This is a genomic window from Paenibacillus sp. FSL H8-0259, from assembly GCF_037963255.1.
GTDB lineage: Bacteria > Bacillota > Bacilli > Paenibacillales > Paenibacillaceae > Paenibacillus_AQ > Paenibacillus_AQ phytohabitans.
The window spans coordinates 1,400,065-1,421,333 of the sequence record NZ_CP150147.1 but is presented as its reverse complement, the minus strand read 5'-3'; the positions used below and the strand labels follow the sequence as shown (position 1 = coordinate 1,421,333).

Genomic DNA, 21,269 nt, shown 5'->3' with positions numbered 1-21,269 from the left:
CATCTATATGGAGGCATTTCTCTCATCCTGAACAGGTTGGAGAAATGCCTTTTTCACGTTCACCAGCCTGAAATTCATCCACTGATTCCGTAAATCAGGCAGAATAAGGAATCCGACTGCGGGGGATAATACAGCCAAAGAATCCAGAATCCAGCAGAAAGGAGCCCCGAAGATGCCGCAGAATCAGCAGAAAGGCCGGAAGACAGGTAAAGATCCCGTGGAAACCTCTGTACCCGCACCGCTCCCCCTGAACCCTTCACTTGAAGTGAATTTGCAGGAAATCGGAAAGAGGATCGGCAGCAGCTCGGATATCGTCATCCGCAACTTCACCAATGAATCCTTGAGCTCCCTTTCCCTTACGTTCATATATATTGACGGCCTGGTGAATGCCGATTCTGTCAACCAGACGGTGCTCCAGCCCTTGATGGAGAATGTGACGTTGAAAGGAGATTCAATTACCGCCGAAGCGGCTTTCAGCATGATCAAGGATCAGATGCTGCCGGTCGGGGGCGTCAAGGAAGGCAAGACGCTGGAAGTGCTGTTGGCTATGCTCTTTGAAGGCTATACGCTGATTCTGTTCGAAGGACTTCAGGTAGCACTGGCTGCGGATACCTCCGGCTGGGAGAAAAGAAGCATCAACGAACCTACTTCTCAGGGTGTCATCCGCGGTCCGAAGGAGGGCTTCACGGAAAGTCTGCGCACGGGAACCTCCATGCTGCGCCGCCGGCTCAAAACTACCGATCTGCGGATCGAAGAATATAAAATCGGCCAGCGTACCCAGACCGGAATCGCCATCATTTATTTGAAGGGCATCGCCAGCGAACAGGTGCTGACAGAAATCCGCCGCCGGCTGGATGCCATTAATACGGATGCCATTCTGGAGAGCAACTATATTGAAGAATTCATTCAGGACGGCGGCTTGACCCCCTTCCCTACTATTCAGAACACCGAACGTCCCGATGCGGTGGCCGGAGGCATTCTGGAAGGCCAAATCGGGATTATTATTGACGGCACCCCCTTTGCCCTGCTGGCGCCGTCTACCTTCTTCAACTTCTTCCAGTCCAGTGAAGATTATTACCAGCGGTATGACATTTCCTCCTTTCTGCGGCTGATCCGCTACGGGGCTTTCTTTGTGTCGATGCTGCTGCCCGCACTCTATATTGCAGTCACTACCTTTCACCAGGAAATGCTGCCGACCACCCTGCTGATCAGTCTCGCTGCCCAGCGTGAAGGGGTGCCGCTGCCCGCACTGGCTGAGGCGCTGCTCATGGAGCTCACCTTCGATGTGCTGCGCGAAGCGGGGGTGCGCATGCCGCGCACCATCGGACCGGCTATCTCCATCGTCGGCGCGCTGGTGCTGGGCCAGGCTGCCGTTCAGGCCGGGCTTGTCTCGGCGGCTATGGTTATTGTGGTTTCTTTTACGGCCATCTCGAACTTTGTGATTCCGTCACTGGCGATCGCCAACTCCATCCGGCTGATCCGCTTTGTAATGATGTTCATCGCTTCAACGCTTGGCTTGTTTGGCATCATGTCCTTCATGATGGTGCTCCTGATTCATATGGCGGGACTGCGTTCCTTCGGCGTTCCCTATCTGTCTCCGGTAGCGCCGATGATTCCGCGTTATCTGAAGGATATCTTCATCCGCGTTCCGCTATGGAGCATGACCATGCGTCCCAAGACCGATCTCGGCAAAGAAACCCGCAGACAAGGGCCGAACCAGAAGCCTCAGCCCGTTGAAGGAGCGAATCAAGGAGAAGCAGAACAGCCGAAGCCTCAGGGGGAGGGTCCAGCATGAATGGAAAAATCGGCACCACCCAGGCAGCCATGCTGGTTGTTAATACGATTCTGCCGACGGCTACCGTCGTGCTGCCCATCATTATTAGCACCTATGCGGAGCAAGATGCGCCAATGGCGATTATTATGTCCACCTTGGCCGGGCTGCTTATTGCTGCAATTGTCGGAACTGTGATTCAGAATAACAATGGCGCTCCTTTTCTGGACTGGGTCAGGGAGCAAAGTTCTCCGGTAGTCTCTACCATACTCGGTCTGCTGATGCTGCAATTCTATCTGGATACCACGGCAACGATCCTGCGTGAATTCGTCAATTTCATCAAGGACAATGTACTGGTCGAAACCCCGGTTACCATACTGGTGATCCTGATTCTGTTCATCACCATCTATATGGTCAGACAAGGCATCGAATCCATCGCCAGAGTGAATACCCTGGTTATCCTGCTCTATTTCGTTTTCGTCCCCCTGTACCTGTTCGGGTTGTTTAGCGATCTGAATGTGCATAATTTATTGCCGATGTTCGATCATAACCTGGCTGAATTAACGCTGGCCAGCCTGACACCGACTGCCTGGATGTCTGAAGTGGCCGTGCTGCTGTTTCTGGCACCCTACCTGCAATATCCGAAGAGAGCGCGGATTATCGGGTGGACCGGACTTCTGTTCGTCTCCGCTCTTATGATGTTCTCCCTGATCTCGGCCCTGATGGTGTTCGGTCCGGATTTCATCAAGCTCAGCACCTATCCGGGCTTCTCTACCGTCGGCATTATAAGGATTGGACGGTTCATTGAGAAGCTGGATATTCTGTTCATTTCCTATTGGGTGCTGTCCATCTATCTGAAATTCGCGATCTTCCTGTTCGTGACAGTAGAGTGCTTCAAGCAGACGTTCCGGGTTAGCAGCAGCCGGCCTTTTATCGGAGCGCTTGGTCTGCTTATTGCACTGGAATGCCTGTTCACCTGGCAAAGTTCGGCCAAGCTCAACGTTTATAACAAGGAAGGACGTTTTGTGGTCTTCTTCCTGTTCAATGTGCTCGTACCGCTGGGGGCTATCCTACTGTACCGGGCACGGAAGTTTAGGTCCAAGCGGAAAGGGTGGGAATCATGAACCTGCAGAGAAAGACATTGCATCTCATCCTCTGTCTCCCGCTTCTGTCCGCCCTTCTCTCCGGCTGCTGGGATGACCGCGAACTGAATGAGCTGGGGGTTACCTCAGGTTCGGCTTATGACTGGGATAATAACGAGTGGAAAGCTACTTATCAGGTCATCAATCCTTCATCCGGTTCCAGCGGGATGGGCGGCAGCGGAGGAGGCAGTACAAGCTCACCGCCGTTCGTCACCTTCACGGTAAAAGGGCGGACGATTATGGAGGCGATCGAGCGGACCAATCTGACCAGCACGCGTGAGATGTTCTTCTCCCATTCGCGGATTACGGTCATCGGGGAAAGTCTGGCCAAGCATGGCATCAATCAGCTGATCGATATGTTCCTGCGCAAGCAGGATGCCCGGGAAACCGTATTTGTGTTCATCTCCAAAGGCGAAGCAGGCGATATCCTGGATCAGCTGATGCAATTGACCAAAAACCAGGGCGCCGGTATCCAGCTCATGATTGAACAGGAGTCGCGGCTGCTGTCCTTTTATCCCGGTACACGCCTGTTTGAGCTGGCGATGGCCCTTTCCTCCGAGTCCGGGAGTGCCGTATTGCCGGAGATTCTGCTTACGGGTCCGGATATTATGGATGAGACCAGCGAGACCGGCCGGACAGATCTGCCTTCACGCCTGGCGCTGGGCAGACTGGGTGTAATCAAAGGCGAGAAGTTTGTGGGCTGGCTCAGCCAGAAACAGGCCTTTGGCTTGTCTTTTATGACAGACAATATCAAGACTGCAACCATCGCCTTCGCTTCCCAGCCCCGGAAGAGCGACAAGCTTGACGCCTCGTTCATCCTTCAGAATTCCCGGACTACTGTACACCCCGTCTGGGCTAAAGACCATTTCATCATGGATATAGACATCAAGGGCAGCGGGGTATTAACGGAGCTGGGCAGCGTTATGGATCTGAATGACCGTAAAGCGATCAGTGAAATGGAAGCATCCCTCGAACGGCAGGTACTCGATCTCGTGAATAACTCCTGGACGGAGGTTAAGAAGCTCGGCGCAGACGTCACAGGCTTTGCGGTAAGAGTCCACCGCAGCGACCGCAAGCGCTGGAAGCAGATTGAGAAGGATAAAAGCTGGGACAGTGTATTTCAGGAGATTGAGATCCGCCCGCATGTCTCGTTCCAGATTGAACGGACAGGCCTCAGCAATAAATCGTTCAAGTCTGTCCAGCAGGAGTAAAGGAGCTTCACTATGAAAATAGCTATAACTCTTATACTCTATATTCTTGCCTTCCTATGGGGCAGCACCAGGCTGCGCGGAAAGGGCCGCCAGCTGCACCGCCTGTGGCTGGGCTGCATTCTTGTCTATTGCGCTTATATTAATATTTGCGGAATGACAAGAACCCCCTTCATTAGTGTCGGGATCTTGTATACGGCGTTCTTTCAGCCTATCGGCAGGGCAATAATCTATTGGTTAGGAGGCTGAATGCTGATTATGCCCAAAAAAGAACAGGTGTCCTCCCTGCAAATTGCGTTCATGATTATGCTGTTTGAAATCGGCAGCACGCCGCTGTTCCTGCTTGGAGGCAAGGCCAAACAGGATTCGTGGCTGGCAATGTGTACGGGTTCAGCCGCCGGATTCATCCTGCTTCTGCTTCTGATGTGGATTCAGCACCGTTCTCTGCATACAGATCTGATTGGAATGCTGAAATTTCATTTCGGCAGGTTTGCCGGCTCATTCATCGGCGGGGTCTATGTCCTCTATTTTGCTTATCAGTCCATGCGTAATGTCCGTGATTTAGGTGAGCTCACAGCAATCACCATGCTGCCAAGAACCCCGATGGCCGTAACGATGTTAGTCTTTGTGCTTCTTGCCCTCTATGCGATCTGGAAGGGGGCAGAGGTTATTTTCCGGCTGCCGGAGGTTCTGCTGCCGGTGATGATCTTCTTTTACATTGTGCTTGTTGTGCTGCTGGGAATTATGGGATCGATTGATTTCGGCCGGCTGGCTCCGGTCATGGAGGGCGGACTGATGCCTATCGTCAAAGCCGCGCTGCCGGATATCGTCTCGTTCCCGTTTGGGCAGATGATCGTATTCCTGATGCTGTGGTCCTTATGGGAGAAGCCCGGTGTGCCGGTAAAATATACGTTGAACGCCTATCTCTTGATCAGCCTGTTCCTGATTTTCATGAACGCGCTCAATGTGGCTGTTCTCGGTCCCGCAATAGCAGGGAGCAGCCAGCTGCCTTTTCTCAAAACTGTCCGGACCTTGTCGAACCTCAAGTTTGTGGAACGGCTCGATATCCTGGTGACCATCCAGCTCTTTCTGGGACTGCTGATTAAGATGATGCTCTTCTATTTCTGTTCGGTAAAAGCTATTGCGGAGCTAACCGGCAAACCGGCCAAATGGTGGGTCTTTCCGGTAGGCGCTATGATCTATGGAGCTTCCTTTCTGGAGCGCGACTACACGCAGCATATCGCCATCGGCCTGGGCCCCAGCCTCAGGCTTGATCCGGTGTTCCAGGTCGCTATCCCCCTGCTGCTGGCCATTTCCATATTGGTGCGCAGCGGGTTTAAGAGATCCACTTCGTAAGCCGGTCCCAGCCAGGCTACATTACCCGGCGGCGCTGCAGAAGGTTGGCAAAACGGGTTGTTGAAGGTAAACTGGCTGTTAGATCAGTCATTCTGCCTAGGAGGTTCAAACCATTGGCCAAAGCCGATTATATGTTGTCTATACTCTGGATGCTGAAGCAGCGCAAAAGAACGGCCGCCGAACTGGCAGACGAGCTTGAACTAAGCGTCCGTTCGATCTACCGCTACATCGATGCGCTGTGCGCCAGCGGTGTCCCTGTAGAGGCCGATGCCGGGCCGGGCGGCGGCTTTTGGCTGCCCGAGCATTTCAGCACCGCTCCGCTATTCTTCAATGATGGAGAACGGCGGGCACTTGTACAGGCATCTGCTTTTGCCAGGGGGAGCGGCTACCCTTACGTTGATGCCCTCGACGGGGCAATTGCCAAGCTTAAGCGTTACAGCAATGAGGCCCAGCTGTCGCAGATGGAACGCCATGAGAGCGGACTTGCGATCCTCCACTCCCCTGGAGAGTACCCTTCGCTGCTGCTTGAAGAACTGGAAGTCTGCACTGCGGAGAGTCTCTCTCTTCAGATGGAATACCGTAAGGGGAACGGTACCTCTGTTTCCTCCCGTTGCATCGACCCTTATGGTCTGGTGATGTGGAAGGGCCAGTGGTATCTCTCCGGCTTCTGCCATCTGCGCCAGGATATCCGCAACTTCCGGGTGGACCGGATCACCGGACTGCAGCGGACAGGGGCAGCCTTCCTTCGTCCTGACGGATTCTCGGCACGGGATTTCTTATTGCAGAGGCTGCTTCCTGCTGCAACGGAGCAGGACTCTGAGTTAACCGCTGTGGTCATCGAAGCGTCCGAAGCCACCCTGAACGATCTGTGCAGTCACTGGCTATTCGGGCATACGCTGGAGCGGCGCAGCACGGGAAGTGCCCGCTTTCTGCTGAATCAGGCTGCCTTACACAGCTTCGCCCCTTATTTCCTGTTGCCTCACGGCAAATCGCTGGCCATTGTGGAACCCGCATCCCTCAAGCACAAGCTGTCCAGGGTTGCTGCGGATCTCGCCGAACATTATAAGGATTCTTAATCTCCTGAGGGATCACTGACTGCAGCTGTCAGTGATCCTTGTGTATATTGTTCATGAATCCAATAATGCCAGGAGGAACAGGGAATGAGAGAATTGAAGTATGACTTCTATATTGGTGCTGCCGCTGCAGAGGTATGGGAGGCTCTAGTCTCCCCGGAGAAGGTCCGGCAAATCTATTACGGGAGTGTGATCCGCTCCAGCTTTGTTGTGGGTGAACAGCTGGAGTATGTAGGTCCGGGGGCTGCCGGGGAAGAAACGGTGCATGTCTACGGCACTCTGCTCGAATATGTTCCGCAGCAGACGCTGCGCTATTCCCATAAGACCGGTCCCTCTTATCTCACGAATAGAGAGGGTTATGAGTCTGTCATCTCCTGGAAGCTGGAGCCGGCGGGCGGCTGTACCAGGCTGACACTGGTTCATGGAGACTGGCATCCGGACGACCCTTCCTACGATGCCAGCAACAGTTCATGGTGGCAGATTCTCAGCAATACGAAGACGCTGGCAGAAACCGGCCGCACCCTGGATTTCGGCAGCCGGGAGTAAGCAGCAGACAGCCTCCGTTATATTCAAACAATTATCACCACAGAATAGACTCTTCTAATTTATTACTCTTCCGCTATCCCTGCTATAAAGAGGCTCGTGCCGCTTTTATAGCAGGGATTATTTTATTCTTTCCCTAGGGAAACATTCTTGTTGCAAGGACAAAATTATTTACATATACTAATATTGTGGCAGGCTGCAATAATCTATGCCGCGTGCACAATACACTATATAAATGCATACTCCATACTTATGGCTATATATTCATTCATTCCATTTCATACGAAAGAAGGAGATCTTATGGCTGAAGCCGTTATTCCATTGTCAGAAGCTGTGAACGGCAGTACGCTGCGCATCAGCGGCATTGAAGTTCAGGGCGTGCTGCGGAGAAGACTGCTTGATCTGGGATTCGTCGTCGGCAATGCTGTAGAAGTGCTGCGGCGCAGCCCGCTGGGAGATCCTACAGCATTCCGGGTAAGCAATACAACGATTGCCCTGCGCCGGGAAGAGAGCTCATTAATCTATGGTCAATTAATTGGAGGCGGTGAAAGATGAGCCAGTACACTGTCGCTTTTGCAGGCAATCCCAACACGGGTAAGAGCACGCTATTCAATCTGCTGACCGGCATGCGCCAGCATACCGGCAACTGGGCAGGCAAAACCGTAGTCACCGCCGAAGGCGGGTTCTCCCACAGGAACCACACGTACCTGGCTGTGGATCTTCCGGGCACCTACTCGCTTTACTCCAACTCCGCCGATGAAGAGGCTGCGAGGGACTATATTATTTTTGAACAGCCGGATGTAACGCTAGTGGTCCTGGATGCTACCTCGCTGGAACGCAATCTTAACCTTGCCCTGCAGGTACTGGAGATCACCGGCCGCGCCGTGGTCTGCATCAATCTGATCGATGAAGCCCGCCGGCTTGGGATTGATATCAATCTGAAGCGGATCTCCAAGAGGCTCGGCGTTCCCGTAACCGCTATTTCTGCCCGTAACAAAATTGGTATTGAAGCGCTTCTTGATCAAATCGAGCGCGTGGCCACGGGTGCATTCAAGGCAGAGCCGCTAAAAATCACCTACAGCTCTGACATTGAGCAAGGCATTGCCGAGCTGATTCCTATGGTTGAGCAGACCATCGGTTCGAGATACCCCGCCCGCTGGATTGCCCTGCGGCTGCTGGATGGTGATCACAGCCTGCTTACTTCACTCAAAGCCCGCATGAGCCGCAAGGATATTCCCGTAAGTGAGGAGGTGGTCGGCCATGGAATCACCGCATGCCATTAATGGTCACGACCCGGTGGATTCTCTGCTCGCAGCCGCTAAGAAGCTGGCTGATCAAGGGGGAATCCGCGATGAGATTGTCAGCGGGATCTACGGCGTATCCGCCGGCATCTGCAGCGATGCAGTCACCTATCAAGATAAAAAGAAGCTGGGCAGCACCTATAAACTGGATAATATCGTTACCTCCAAGCTCTGGGGCTTCCCCATCATGCTTGCCGGTCTCGGCCTGGTATTCTGGATTACGATTGCCGGAGCCAACTATCCTTCAAGCTGGCTGGCCTCCCTCTTCAGCTGGATCGAAGGTTATCTGACTGCAGGATTCACTGCTGTTCATGCGCCGGCCTGGCTGCATGGCGTCCTTGTGCTCGGACTGTACCGCGGAACCTCGTGGGTCATCAGTGTCATGCTGCCGCCGATGATGATTTTCTTCCCGGTGTTTGCGCTGCTGGAGAATTTCGGTTATCTGCCCCGTGTAGCTTTTAACATGGACCGCCTGTTCAAGAAATCCGGCGGCCACGGCAAGCAGGCCTTAACGATGTCAATGGGCTTCGGCTGCAACGCAGCCGCCATCCTCTCGACCCGCATTATTGAATCGCCCCGTGAACGGATGCTGGCTATTCTGACCAACAACTTCGTGCCCTGCAACGGCCGGTGGCCGACACTTATCCTGCTCTCCTCCATGTTCATGGTCGGCGCGGCGACAACAGGAATGCTGCGTACGTTCTCCACAGCGCTGGTACTGATGGGCATCGTGCTGGTCGGCATTACCGTAACTCTGAGTGTATCCTGGGTCATGTCCAGAACAGCGCTGCGCGGTGTGCCTACCCATTACACGCTGGAGCTTCCGCCGTACCGCCGCCCGCAGATCTGGAAGACCATTGTCCGCTCCTCCAAAGAGAAGTCGCTGAATGTGCTGACCCGTGCTATCGTCGTCGCCGCTCCAGCTGGTATCATCACCTGGATTCTCGGCAATGTGTTTGTCGGCGGAGAGAGCGTGCTTAACCATATGGCTGCATTTTTCGATCCATTCGCTCAGCTGCTCGGTATGGACGGCTTTATTATCATGGCCTTCATCCTCGGGCTGCCGGCCAATGAAATTGTGCTGCCGATCCTGCTGATGGGCTACATGTCCTCGGGTGCCATGGTTGATATCGAAGGTCTTGGCAGTATCAAGGATATCTTCCTGAGCCACGGCTGGACCTGGCTGACGGCGCTGAATATGATGCTGTTCTCCCTGCTTCACTATCCTTGCGGCACCACGCTGGTGAACATCTACAAGGAGACCAAAAGCATGAAGTGGGCAGTGCTCTCCGCCGTCATTCCGCTCGGCATCGCCATCGCGGTAACCTACCTGGTTGCAGCCGCAGCACGGCTGTTCGGCTGGGTATGATGCCACGCCGCTGGCCCGGCTCCCTGCCGCTTAAGGCGGGGAGCCGGGCGATGGGGAGAGGCGACGAGCCAGGGCAATGGAGCCGGGCGCGCAGGCGGGACGCTGTGCGGGGCGACGGGGCGGGGCAATGGAGCCGGACGCTGTGCGGGGCGATGGAGCCGGGCGCGCAGGCGGGACGCTGTGCGGGGCGACGGGGCGGGGCAATGGAGCCGGGCGCGCAGGCGGGACGCTGTGCGGGGCGACGGGGCGGGGCAATGGAGCCGGGCGCGCAGGCGGGACGCTGTGCGGCCCCCTCCCCTTCCTCCCTTCAAAATCTTGCACGAAATACAACAATCCCATCGCGATAAGCGGCAAAAATCAAAATTGTTGTACAGAATACAACATTTCCCTTATTTTCATTGAATTTATGTAGAAATTCTTGCATTTTCTACAACAATTCTCTCTAATGTACCGTTATCTCTACCTCAAAGTTGTAATTTGTGCAACATTTGTTAGGAGAAGCGTTACATACGGGCTGCATAACTTCATTTCGCGCACGCAAAAGCCTAAAATTACTCTGCAGATACCTAAAACTCCATAAGTTTGCGAAAATCAGCCTCTCAAGCCACTCTTCCCCCATGCTACTCTACAAGTACCTTTACTACTGCTCTACTCCTACCCTACATCCGCTCTCCAGCTACTCTCTTGCTACACCCATGCTACTCTACAAGTACCTTTACTACTGCTCTACTCCTACTCTACATCTGCTCTCCATCTGCTCTCCAGCTACTCTCTTGCTACTCTCCTACTCTCCAGCTACTCTACAAGCACCTCTCCTACTACTCTACAACTACTCACCAGCTACTCTCCTACCACTATTCAGTTACTCTACAGCTACTCTACAGCTACTCTACAGCTACTCTCCACACACCCTCATCCTACTCTCATGTCCCTGCTACCCTACCGCTCCAGCTGCCGACAAACCCTCTCCCGTAACCTTCCGTCTTGGCCATTTGACTCCCCATCTGCTTAATGTTAGGGTGATTTGGAAGCCATAATTTTCCGGGAGGGAATGTTCATGACAGCAGTGAAGCTCAGTATCGATTACGATGCATTTGAAGAAGGTAAGCGGATAGAGACGGAGATTGAACAATTGAGCAAAAGCCCCGAAGCCGCTGAAGTAAGCAGTCTGACGATTGGCGATTGGGGGCAAGCCTACGAGAACAGCTCGGAGGATGCCGTCCAGGCGCTGGTGAAGCACAGTGCAAGTTTCCCTGCGCTGCGCAGGCTTTTTATCGGGGAAATGGGGTATGAGGAATGTGAAATTTCGTGGATTACCCAAACTGACCTCTCGCCGCTGCTTCCCGCTTATCCGGAGCTGCAGTCATTGACTGCGCAGGGCGGCACGAACTTGCGGCTGAGCCAGCTGCAGCATGAGAAGCTCGAAGAACTGATTATTATAACAGGCGGACTCGGCAAAAATGTCCTGGCCGATATCGCCGCCGCCAATCTGCCGAATCTGCAAAAGCTCGAATTATATCTAGGCGTGGACAACTACGGCTTTGACGGCGGTCTGGAAGACCTGTATCCGCTGATCGCCCCCGGAAAGTTCCCCAAGCTTACCTATCTGGGACTCAAAAATAGTGAAATCCAGGATGAAATTGCTGCAGCCTTAGCCGATGCACCTATTCTGGAGCAGCTCGAGACACTCGACCTGTCCCTCGGAACCCTTAGCGATACCGGCGCCGAGGCGCTGCTCGCCAGCGGGAAGATCAAAGGACTAAAGCTGCTCAACTTGAGCCATCATTATATGTCTGACGGAATGATTCAGCGCTGGAAGAACAGCGGACTGCCTGCCGATGTCAGTGACCAGCAGAAAAGCGACGACGAGGATGACTGGCGTTATCCGTCGATCACCGAGTGATGCCACCCGCAGAGCCGCTGATTGTGTTCTGCAATCCCGGCGACAGGCGCTCGGAAGGCATCCGGCAGGCGCGAAGCCGCCTCGGCATGCCTCCGGCGGTCCTGATTCCGTACGCCGGGCTGCTGCAGGGCCAGCCGCTGGCTGAATTTCTGGAGCAGGCGGGGCAGCGACTGGACATACTGCCGGAGCAGGAGCAGCCGATGGGCGGAATGTCCGGGCAGGCAGGGCAGCGGGTTGATGGAATGCGGGTGCTGGATGCATTGCAGGGACAAGCACAGGTTAATTCACCGGCACCGGACAGGCAGCCGGACCTGACAGAGCCGGCTGCCCAAGGCCGCGATAGCAGCCGGCAATCCAGGCTGGCCGCACCTGCCCCCGCAGCGCATGCCCCGGCCACGGCCCCGCCGCTGCTGCGGCTGGAGTCGCCGGGCGGCAGCTTCGAAACCGAGCGCGCCCTGATCGCGCTCGGCGCGCCGGATGCGCCGGACGCAGACGACTCGCTGCATCCTTACGGCGGCCAGCCGGACCTCCGTCCGCTGAGCTTCAAGGCGGCCGGCGCACTCAAGGATATGCCCGGCGTGCTGCATCATCCGTCCCAGTGGTTCCGCGGCTACTGCCGGCTGCTGGCCCGGATTCAGCGTGAAGCCGGGCAGCTCCTGCCCGCCGCCCGCTGGACCAACCATCCCGGCGAGATCGCCGCGATGACCGACAAACGCCGGACGCAGCAGCTTCTGGCTGCGGCTGGCGTTCCTATTCCCCGGCCGCTTAAGGGCAGCAGCGGAGAAGCCCCCGTGGACTACGCCTCCCTCCGCGGGCTGATGCTCTCGCAGCGGATGCACCGCGTATTCATCAAGCTGGCCAGCGGCTCAGCCGCATCCGGCGTCATTGCCTATCAGCTCAATCCGGCAACGGGAGCTGAGGTGGCGGTCACTACCATCGGGGTCGAGAGCTATATCACCCGTCCCCCGGTGTATTATAATTCCGGTAAGCTGCGGCGCTATACGGACTCTGCGCTCCTCGCCGGAATCATCAACTGGCTCTACCGCCACGGCGCCTACGCCGAGCAGTGGATTCCGAAGTCCGGCGCGGACGGGCAATCGTTCGATATCCGCCAGCTGGTTGTTGCCGGTGTGGCCTGCCACTCGGTTGCACGGGTAAGCCGTACACCGATTACGAACCTGCATCTGCGCAGCCGCCGGATGACTCCGGCCGAAGCCGGACTCACGGAGGACATGCAGGCAGAGGTACGGCAGACGGCCGAGCAGTCTCTGGCTGCTTTTCCGCGTTCCTCCGTGGCGGGAATTGATGTATTGGTGGGGAGCACCGGGCGGACGTATACGGCGGATGTGAACCCTTTTGGCGACTTATTGTACGATGTGGAATACCACGGCTGCAGCACCTATGAATGGGAAATGAAACAGCTATCCGGGAGGAACCTGGCCCTATGACCGATATGAATGCCGTTGTCGGCACCCACGATATCTTAATGATTACGCTCGATACGCTGCGCTATGATGCCGCTGTTCTGGAGGAAGCCAACTGCCCCAACCTGTGCGGCAGCGGTTCCTGGGAAAAGCGGCATACGCCCGGCAGCTTCACCTATGCAGCCCATCATGCCTTCTTCGGCGGATTCCTGCCCACTCCGGCCACTACGAATAAGGCTGAGCATGTGCGGCTCTTCCATTCCCGGAATACCGGGCTCAAGACCCATCCCCATACCTGGCTGTTCGATACGCCGGATATGGTGTCCGGGCTGGCAGCGGCGGGATATCAGACGGTGTGTATAGGAGGGGTAATCTTTTTCAGCAAAAAAGTTCCCCTCGCCCGTGTCCTGCCCGGTTACTTCCAGCACAGCTACTGGCGGATGACGTTCGGGGTGACGAACCCGCGCTCGACCGAACATCAGGTGAATCACGCGCTCAAAATATTGAATAATACACCGCTTGACCAGCGTCTGTTCATGTTCCTGAATGTCTCGGCGATCCACGGCCCGAATCATATGTTCCTGCCGGGTGCGAAGCGTGATTCCGTGGACAGCCAGCGCGCTGCCCTCCGCTATGCCGACGGTGAACTAGGCCGGCTGTTTGCTGCCTTCCGCGAACGCGGTAACCCGGTGTTCTGCCTGGCGTTCTCCGATCATGGAGAAGCTTACGGCGAGGACGGCTACCAGGGCCACCGGCTCGCGCATGAAACGGTATGGAATGTTCCTTACCGCGAATTTTTTATATAGCTGTACTATCCCGCAAAAGGAAGGAGAACGTATGACGTCAATCCGGCAATCCCTTCATCATAAGAGCAATGACGAAAGTCCTCCCTTCTCCTCCGGGGAGCTTCAGGAATGGACCGGGCAGATTACGGCCAATCCTTACCGCAATTATCTTTATTCTTATCCGCACAAAACCGCTTACCGCGAGTTCGCAGCCCCCATTTCTTTAGAGGAGCTGTGGCGGGACGAGCCTGCGGAGAGTTTTTTCTTATATATGCATATTCCCTTCTGCGGCGCTCGCTGCGGCTTCTGCAACCTGTTCACCCTGCCTGACAAAAGAGCGAATGTCCACGCCGAGTACGTGGATGCGCTGGAACGGCAGGCGAAGCAGTGGGCTGCTTTTACCCGTCACAAGCCTTATGCGCGCTTCGCCATCGGCGGCGGAACGCCAAGCCTGCTGGCTCCCGCGCAGCTGAACCGGCTGTTCGGCATTGCTGCGGATATCATGGGTGTAGACCTCGCGGCCACCTCCATCTCCGTCGAAACCTCACCCGAGACACTGACAGAGGAGAAGCTGTCGATCCTGAAGGAGCATACCGTCGACCGGGTCAGCATGGGGATTCAGAGCTTCGTGGCCGCTGAGTCGGCTGCCATCTACCGGCCGCAGGACCCGGACGTGGTATACCGGGCGCTTGAGCTGCTGGGTAAATATGATTTTCCCATCCTCAATCTGGACCTGATCTATGGGCTTCCGGGTCAAACGGTGGAATCATGGCTGTATTCGCTGAATCAGGCGCTGCTGCATGAGCCGGAGGAGATCTTCATCTATCCGCTCTACACCCGTGAGCACACGATTGTGAAGCCGGGCGATCTGCTGCGCCAGACTGATATCCGCCATGAATGCTATCAGGCCGCAGGCCAGCTGCTGGCAGAGCACGGTTACCGCCAATATTCGATGCGCAGGTTCGCCAAGGAGAACGCTGGAACTGCTAAAGATATTCTCGATTACAGCTGCCAGGAGGAAGGCATGGTCGGCCTTGGCTGCGGTGCCCGCTCTTATACCCGGAATGTGCATTATGCCTCCCGCTACGGCGTCAGCCGCAAAGCCACGGAGAGCATCATCGCTGACTATGTAGCAGCCGAACGTTATGATACTGCTGACTACGGGATTGTACTGAGCCTTGCAGAACAGAAACGGCGCTTCATTCTCAAAGCTATCCTGCATAGCGAAGGTCTCACCGTGGCAGATTACAGCCGGAGATTCGGTTCTACGCTATGGGAAGATCATCCCGAGCTGGGTCTGCTGGTGCAGAGCGGGTTCGCCACGGATGAAGAGGGCATCCTGCGGCTTACTCCGGGCGGTCTCGGCTACTCCGATTCCATCGGCGACTGGTTTATTTCCGGCGAGATCAGGGAGCAGATGGAAGGGTTCATCCTGCCATGAAGGCGGTCCTCTACTACCGCGGCTCCCTCTCCTCCTGCAACTATGACTGCCCTTACTGCCCCTTCGGCAAAACAAAAGACAGCGCCGCCACCCTAGCCAAAGACCGTGAGCATCTTACGGCCTTCGTCCGCTGGGTGTCGGAGCAGGGAGCGGCAGGCCACCGGCTGTCTATTTTCTTCAATCCCTACGGCGAAGGACTGACACACCGCTGGTACCGGGACGCGCTAATCACTCTATCCCATCTGGAGCATGTGGACAAAGTCGCCATCCAGACGAATTTGTCGGCCCGGCTTGATTTCACCGCAGAGCTGAATCCGGCCAAAGCAGCCTTCTGGGCGACCTATCATCCCGGTCAGGTGAGTGAGGAACGGTTCCTGGCTCAGTGCAGGACTGTATACGGGCAAGGCATTCCCTTCAGCGTGGGCAGTGTAGGTGTACATGGTGCTTTTCCCGCTATTGCTTCGCTGCGTGCCGCCCTGCCGGAGGATGTCTATCTGTGGGTGAACGCCTACAAGGACAAGCCGGATTATTATACGCCAGAGGATGTAGGCTTCCTTAGCGGGATAGATCCTTATTTCCGGATCAATGCCGTTGACTACGACAGTCTGGGCAAAAGCTGCAATGCAGGCAGCAACGTCTTCTATGTGCAAGGGGCAGGTCTCGTGAAACGCTGCTACAAGGACCGCGCGGTCATCGGTAACCTCTACCGCGATGGTCTCGAAGGACTTGCTGCGCAGCGCAGCTGCCGGATGAAGGTCTGCGACTGCTACATCGGCTATATCCATATGCCGGAGCTCGGCCTGGAGCAGATTTACGGCTCCGGATTGCTGGAGCGGATTCCTTACGGCGCGGGAGAGAGAATCCCAGACGAAATGAGGGAAATGGGGATTCAGCGGTGAGCGGGTTGGGTTGGCGGATTGGATTGGCGGGTTAGGTTGGCAGATTCGATAGAATTGACACGGCGATGGATAGATACCGCTAAGGCAGGGCGAGTTCCAAACACAATTTCTCTTATATGTGGGGGAATGCAGACGCAGAGAGGCCACGAATAGGTGTATTTCGTACAATTAAAAGGAGGATAAACACCGGATTTGTGCGGATAAGTGTATTCTGTACAACTAAAAATGGCCTAAGGCGCTCCTTTGGGGAAAGTCAGTCCTTTTAGTTGTAGAAAGTGCAGCTATTAGATTGGAAAGACAATGGCTGGTGACTTTAGTTGTAGTAAATACAGTTATTGTCGGATGAGGTTCTTGGCTTCGAGCAGAAGTCTGGTTCTATCTCCCAGGCCGCTATTTCGAAAGAGTACCGTTCAATGGATAGAGCAAATGTGGCTACAATATGGCTACAATGTGCTTACAATGAAGCCAAAAGTTACGGGAGGACAAAGCAATGACGGCTCAGCTACATGCTCAGACACAAACAGGGGTAACGATATGGCTCACCGGCCTGTCCGGAGCGGGCAAGTCCACGCTTGCCGCTCTGCTCAAGGACCGGCTGCAGGAGCAGGGCCGGGCAGTGGAGTGGCTTGACGGTGATGAGCTGCGGCGCACACTGGGCCGGGGCCTCGGCTTCAGCCGCGAGGACCGGTTCGAGAATATCCGCCGGGCGGTCTATATTGCCGGCCTGCTGAACCGGCACGGCGTGGTCACCGTGGTCTCGGTGATCAGCCCTTATGCCGACATGCGCAGCTATGCCCGCCTGGAGCTGCCGGGGTTCGTGGAGGTCTATGTAGACTGCCCGCTCCCCGTCTGTGAAGCGCGGGATGTCAAAGGGCTGTACGCCAAGGCCCGCTCCGGTGAAATCCCGGCCTTCACCGGGATCTCCGATCCTTATGAGGCTCCGGACCGCCCGGAGCTGAGGCTGCTCACGGCAGAGCGTACACCAGAGGAATGCGTGGAGGAAATGATAGACTGGCTTACGGAGAACCGGCTCTATCAGCCTTGGCGCTAGAGTTAGAGTGCGGACATTCTCCTGCTTCGCCTGCGCTATGAGCATAATAGAAGGGAGACTTATAGCGTTTAGCCATGAGCCTCCCTTCTTATTGATATGAAGCTCCCATTCCTCCAACAAACTAGCCGCGTTGCTCAGGTATCCTCCAACGTCGCTTCCCCCCGTCACATCTTACTCCGCCTCATCCCGCTTTAATCTGCCTTACACTATTTTCGCGATTTGTTACTCTGACGGCGCTGCCAGGTTAGCCCTAGTGCTATCAAGATCACCATCCCCGCACCCGCTCCCACATATAGCAGCCATGGTGCTGTTGCTGAATGGTTGTCTACAGGTACTGAAGGTGCATCACCTTCAGCGGTCTCCGGCGGCGCTGTCGGCGACCCGCCGCCGGTACCTGGCCCCAGCTCATTCAGATCTTCCTGCGCGTCAGCATACAGGGCAGTCCGGCTGCACAGGCTCGTAGTCAGCTCACTCTGTTCTTCATTCCCCTTCGCTAGGTTTCCATCTGCTTCCGCTCCTCTTGCATAAACCATGTAGCGTTCACCCTCGGCGAATTCAAAGCCGCAGCTGTCTCCGGACTGCGCCGTACTTACGGTCACTTGATTACCCAAATCCCCCTTCCAGCGGGCACCCACCTGAAAGGTAACCTGCATGGGATCGGCGCTGGATTGGATAATTCCAGATGGTTTGGCGACCGATATTACGGTGCCTTCAAACACGGCCGTACTGTTTTCCATAGCCTCCAGCGGAGGAGCTGGTATGACACAAGAACAGGCATAGGTAACCTGCGGACGTACGGTCAGTAGTGTCATGAAGACAAGCAGGGCACACAGGAACATGAGCAGGACGCCCCGGATTCTTTTTATCGCAATCATCATAATCACTCTCCTTATTCACCAGACGAAATTTCCAGAGAAAGGTTACTCTATAAACCATAAAATCCCATGCCAGCAAAAAGGCACGCGGGTATAATAGGACAGTCAGCGTAATAAAAGCTACGTGATAACGGCTGCGTCACGGGCATGTGATAGCAAGCTGCGACCAGACAGCTACGTGATAACGGCTGCATCATGAGCATGTGCTACCAGCTATGCCTGACGGATATATGATAGCAGCTGGCTCATCATGTCTGCAGGCTAAACCCCAAGGCTTACCCGCGTCTACTTTCTGCATCTGCTTTCTGCATCTAATTTCTGCATCTGCTTTCTGCATCTAATTTCTGCATCTACTTTCTGCATCTAATTTCTGCATCTACTTTCTGCATCTACTTTCTGCGTCTACTTTCTGCATCTGCTTTCTGCATCTAATTTCTGCATCTGCTTTCTGCATCTGTTCTTCGTATTTACTCTCTAAATTCACTCTCTATGTTCACCCTCCGCCTCGATCTCCCGCGCAATTGCGGTCAGCTGCCGCATCCCTTCACGAAGCAGCGCTTCGCTGGCGAAGGAGTAGCTGAGGCGCAGCCAGGACTTCATCTCGCCCAGCGGATCACAGATTTCACCGGGAACGAAGGAGATGGACTGCTCCATACAGCGTACAAACAGCACATCTACGGACACTGTGTCCGGTAGCTTCACCCACAGGTTCAGACCGCCCTGCGGAGCTGTCCATTCCCAGCCGGCGGCAGCGAGCTCCTCCTCCATGATCTCCTTATGCACCTGAAGCGCGATCCGCAGCTTGCCAAGATGCTGCTGCAGGCGCGGCGAGGTGTAGTAGTGGAGGAAGATCTTCTGATTCAGCAGCGGCGTCCCGTTGTCCGCCAGCGACTTGGCGGCAATCAGCCTCTCCATGAACGGATAACGGCAGGCTACTGCGCAAATCCGCAGCCCGGGGGCTACATACTTGCTGAAGCTGCTGATGTAGATGACCCAGCCTTCGGTATCATAGGCAAAAAACGGCGCCGGCGGCTCCTCCTCAAAGTGCATATCACGGAACGGATCATCCTCCACCAGCAGGCAACGGTAGCGCTCCGCCAGCTCAACGAGCAGCTTGCGCTGCTTAGCAGGCACCGTATAACCCGTCGGATTATGGTGCGTCGGGTTAATATAGAACATCCGCGGCTTATGCCTGCGCATCAGTTCCTCGACCGCCGCCAGATCATACCCCTGCGGCGAGATCTCCACCGGAACCAGCCGCGCGCCTGCCCGGCGGAAAATATCCAGCGCCACACTATACGTCGGACGCTCCACCAGCACGGCATCCATCGGGCCGAGCATGATTCCGGCGATCAGATTGATCGCCTGCTGCGCGCCCGAGGTAATCAGCAGCTCGCTGGCCGAGAGCTGCAGCCGGTACCGGTCATGGAAATGACTGCTCAGCGTAGCACGCAGCTCCTCATCCCCCTGCACGGTGGAATAGGTACCCATGACCTTCGGGTAGAGGTCGAATACTTTTTTGACATAATCGGACAGGAACAGGTTGGGCAGCAGACCCGGATCAATCAGCGCCTGAGAGAACTGGTAAGTCACCGGCTTCCGCTGAATATCGGACATCGGACTCTTGACCGTATACCCCAGCACTGCTGCTCCTTCTTCCACTGAGTTGGCCATCCGGCTGCCCGGCGATACATAATAACCGGATTTGTCTTTGACATACAGCATACCGTTCTCCGTAAGTGCCCGGTAAGCCTTAAATACCGTCAGCCGGTGGACACCCAGCTCATCCGCCAGCAGCCGGATCGACGGCAGCTTGTCATGAGCCTTCCACTCCCCCCGCTCGATCCGGTTCAGCATGAACTCATAGACTTGGCGGAACAAGGGATTACTTTGCTCTGCTCCCACTGACTTCTTCATATACCCCCGCCCTCTCCACAATATACTCGCAACCGCCCCGCTGCCCACAGCTCGCCATTCACCTTTCACCGTTCGCCGCTCACTCCAGCGCACACGTCCGCCAACTGCTCTTTGCCCTATTGTACAGCATTCCGCCCAGCAACTGTTCTGTGTTCTGCAATCTGTTCTGCGCCTATGAGGATATGATTAACAGAATACTTTAGGAGATTGCCACATTACCACCACAAAGGGGCACGGAAACATGATTATGTTAGCTTATTCACTGGTCTGTCTGATCTTCGGCACAACCTTTCTCGCGATCAAAATCGGCGTAGACGCCGGAGCGCCGCCGTTCTTCTCTGCGGGACTTCGTTTTTTCACGGCAGGGGCGGTGCTGTTCCTGTTCATGGTAGTGAAAGGCAAAGCCAGCTTCTCGCTGCTACTGCGCAAGGAAATGCTGTTCACCGGAGCAACGCTGACCTTCGGCACCTTCGCCGCACTTTACTGGGCCGAGCAATATGTATCCTCCGGACTCGCGGCCGTATTATCGGCAACCGGGCCGATGATGATTCTGCTGATGCAGATGGCTTTTCTCCGGCAAAAGGCTCCCGCCTACTCGCTGTTCGGCTGTATCATCGGCTTCACCGGCGTACTGCTGCTTGTGCTGCCGAATTTTGCAGCTGATGTCACACCGCTCTGGCTGATCGGCTGTGTTGTCGTTCTGATCGGAGAACTCTGCTATGCGGCAGGGGCGATCTACTCCAAAAAAGTAACCACTACCTTCTCCGGAGTATCCCCTGTGGCACTGAATGCGGCCCAGATGATGTACGGCGGAGCGCTGCTGTTCACCATCTCGCTATTTACCGAGCCGCTGCATCCCGCCTTCCTGTTATCGTTCAAAACCGCAGGCTCCCTGCTCTACCTGACCGTTGTCGGCTCCATGGTTGGTCATACCCTGTTCTACTGGCTCGTCTCCAAGACGAATCCTGTCTTTCCGTCGACCTGGCTGTATATCTCTCCGCCGATTGCCGTAGGGGTGGGCTTCCTGTTCTATAACGAAGCGGTAACCTGGGTAACGCTGCTTGGTGTATTCACCATTATCGCTGGCACGGTCCTTGTGAATGCAGGCGCGCTGAAGCAGCTGATTTTCAAACAAAAACCGGCAATACCCGTACTTCAAAAAACAAGCATTGAAGCTCTTCCGCAGGATTAATTAATCCTGCCCCTGTTTA

General features: G+C 55.3%; 19 protein-coding genes. 17 read left to right on the top strand and 2 right to left on the bottom strand.

The annotated features are described in order from the left end of the window. Positions 1-172: 172 nt before the first annotated feature. From NSU01_RS06055 to cysC, 16 genes are all read left to right on the top strand, one after another. Positions 173-1,795: a spore germination protein gene (locus NSU01_RS06055; protein WP_083705100.1), complete on the top strand. Its 1,623-nt coding sequence runs from the start codon at positions 173-175 to the stop codon at positions 1,793-1,795. Then, positions 1,792-2,895 (top strand): endospore germination permease, encoded by a 1,104-nt coding sequence (locus tag NSU01_RS06050; protein ID WP_042134124.1) that lies wholly within the window; start codon positions 1,792-1,794, stop codon positions 2,893-2,895. The genes NSU01_RS06055 and NSU01_RS06050 overlap by 4 nt, the downstream gene beginning before the upstream one ends. Then, positions 2,892-4,124, top strand: coding sequence for a Ger(x)C family spore germination protein (locus NSU01_RS06045; protein WP_076242308.1), 1,233 nt, complete (start codon positions 2,892-2,894; stop codon positions 4,122-4,124). The genes NSU01_RS06050 and NSU01_RS06045 overlap by 4 nt, the downstream gene beginning before the upstream one ends. A gap of 12 nt (positions 4,125-4,136) precedes the next feature. After that, entirely contained in the window at positions 4,137-4,370 is a 234-nt protein-coding gene (locus tag NSU01_RS06040; protein WP_042134121.1) for a hypothetical protein, read from the top strand. Positions 4,371-4,379: 9 nt separating this feature from the next. Further along, positions 4,380-5,477, top strand: a complete 1,098-nt coding sequence (locus NSU01_RS06035; protein ID WP_076242805.1) for an endospore germination permease — start codon at positions 4,380-4,382, stop codon at positions 5,475-5,477. 113 nt (positions 5,478-5,590) lie between these two features. After that, positions 5,591-6,553, top strand: a complete 963-nt coding sequence (locus NSU01_RS06030; RefSeq protein ID WP_076242307.1) for a YafY family protein — start codon at positions 5,591-5,593, stop codon at positions 6,551-6,553. An 84-nt stretch (positions 6,554-6,637) separates the two neighbouring features. Then, entirely contained in the window at positions 6,638-7,096 is a 459-nt protein-coding gene (locus NSU01_RS06025) for an SRPBCC domain-containing protein (RefSeq protein ID WP_042134116.1), read from the top strand. Between the two features lie 297 nt (positions 7,097-7,393). Then, positions 7,394-7,648: a FeoA family protein gene (locus NSU01_RS06020; protein WP_042134114.1), complete on the top strand. Its 255-nt coding sequence runs from the start codon at positions 7,394-7,396 to the stop codon at positions 7,646-7,648. Then, a complete protein-coding gene (locus tag NSU01_RS06015; protein WP_042134113.1) occupies positions 7,645-8,376 on the top strand; it encodes a FeoB small GTPase domain-containing protein in 732 nt (243 codons plus the stop codon). Before NSU01_RS06020 ends, NSU01_RS06015 begins: the two co-directional genes overlap by 4 nt. After that, positions 8,354-9,763: a nucleoside recognition domain-containing protein gene (locus NSU01_RS06010; protein WP_042134111.1), complete on the top strand. Its 1,410-nt coding sequence runs from the start codon at positions 8,354-8,356 to the stop codon at positions 9,761-9,763. Before NSU01_RS06015 ends, NSU01_RS06010 begins: the two co-directional genes overlap by 23 nt. A gap of 1,057 nt (positions 9,764-10,820) precedes the next feature. Beyond that, the gene (locus tag NSU01_RS06005) at positions 10,821-11,666 is read left to right on the top strand and encodes an STM4015 family protein (RefSeq protein ID WP_076242306.1); all 846 of its coding nucleotides are present in this window, start codon (positions 10,821-10,823) and stop codon (positions 11,664-11,666) included. After that, the gene (locus tag NSU01_RS06000; RefSeq protein ID WP_144025947.1) at positions 11,666-13,114 is read left to right on the top strand and encodes an STM4014 family protein; all 1,449 of its coding nucleotides are present in this window, start codon (positions 11,666-11,668) and stop codon (positions 13,112-13,114) included. The genes NSU01_RS06005 and NSU01_RS06000 overlap by 1 nt, the downstream gene beginning before the upstream one ends. Then, positions 13,111-13,896: an STM4013/SEN3800 family hydrolase gene (locus NSU01_RS05995; RefSeq protein WP_042134103.1), complete on the top strand. Its 786-nt coding sequence runs from the start codon at positions 13,111-13,113 to the stop codon at positions 13,894-13,896. The genes NSU01_RS06000 and NSU01_RS05995 overlap by 4 nt, the downstream gene beginning before the upstream one ends. 31 nt (positions 13,897-13,927) lie before the next feature. Further along, positions 13,928-15,316, top strand: a complete 1,389-nt coding sequence (locus NSU01_RS05990; RefSeq protein ID WP_076242305.1) for an STM4012 family radical SAM protein — start codon at positions 13,928-13,930, stop codon at positions 15,314-15,316. After that, complete coding sequence (locus tag NSU01_RS05985) at positions 15,313-16,215, top strand: STM4011 family radical SAM protein (protein WP_076242304.1); 903 nt, start codon at positions 15,313-15,315, stop codon at positions 16,213-16,215. Before NSU01_RS05990 ends, NSU01_RS05985 begins: the two co-directional genes overlap by 4 nt. A gap of 490 nt (positions 16,216-16,705) precedes the next feature. Beyond that, complete coding sequence (gene cysC, locus NSU01_RS05980; protein WP_076242303.1) at positions 16,706-17,266, top strand: adenylyl-sulfate kinase; 561 nt, start codon at positions 16,706-16,708, stop codon at positions 17,264-17,266. Positions 17,267-17,472: 206 nt separating this feature from the next. Here cysC and NSU01_RS05975 read toward each other — a convergent pair whose 3' ends face one another. Beyond that, complete coding sequence (locus tag NSU01_RS05975) at positions 17,473-18,144, bottom strand: hypothetical protein (RefSeq protein ID WP_052421691.1); 672 nt, start codon at positions 18,142-18,144, stop codon at positions 17,473-17,475. A gap of 477 nt (positions 18,145-18,621) precedes the next feature. Then, positions 18,622-20,058, bottom strand: a complete 1,437-nt coding sequence (locus tag NSU01_RS05970) for a PLP-dependent aminotransferase family protein (RefSeq protein WP_076242302.1) — start codon at positions 20,056-20,058, stop codon at positions 18,622-18,624. Between the two features lie 241 nt (positions 20,059-20,299). Here NSU01_RS05970 and NSU01_RS05965 point away from each other — a divergent pair, with 241 nt between their 5' ends. Continuing rightward, positions 20,300-21,250, top strand: coding sequence for an EamA family transporter (locus NSU01_RS05965; protein ID WP_076242301.1), 951 nt, complete (start codon positions 20,300-20,302; stop codon positions 21,248-21,250). Positions 21,251-21,269 lie beyond the last annotated feature (19 nt).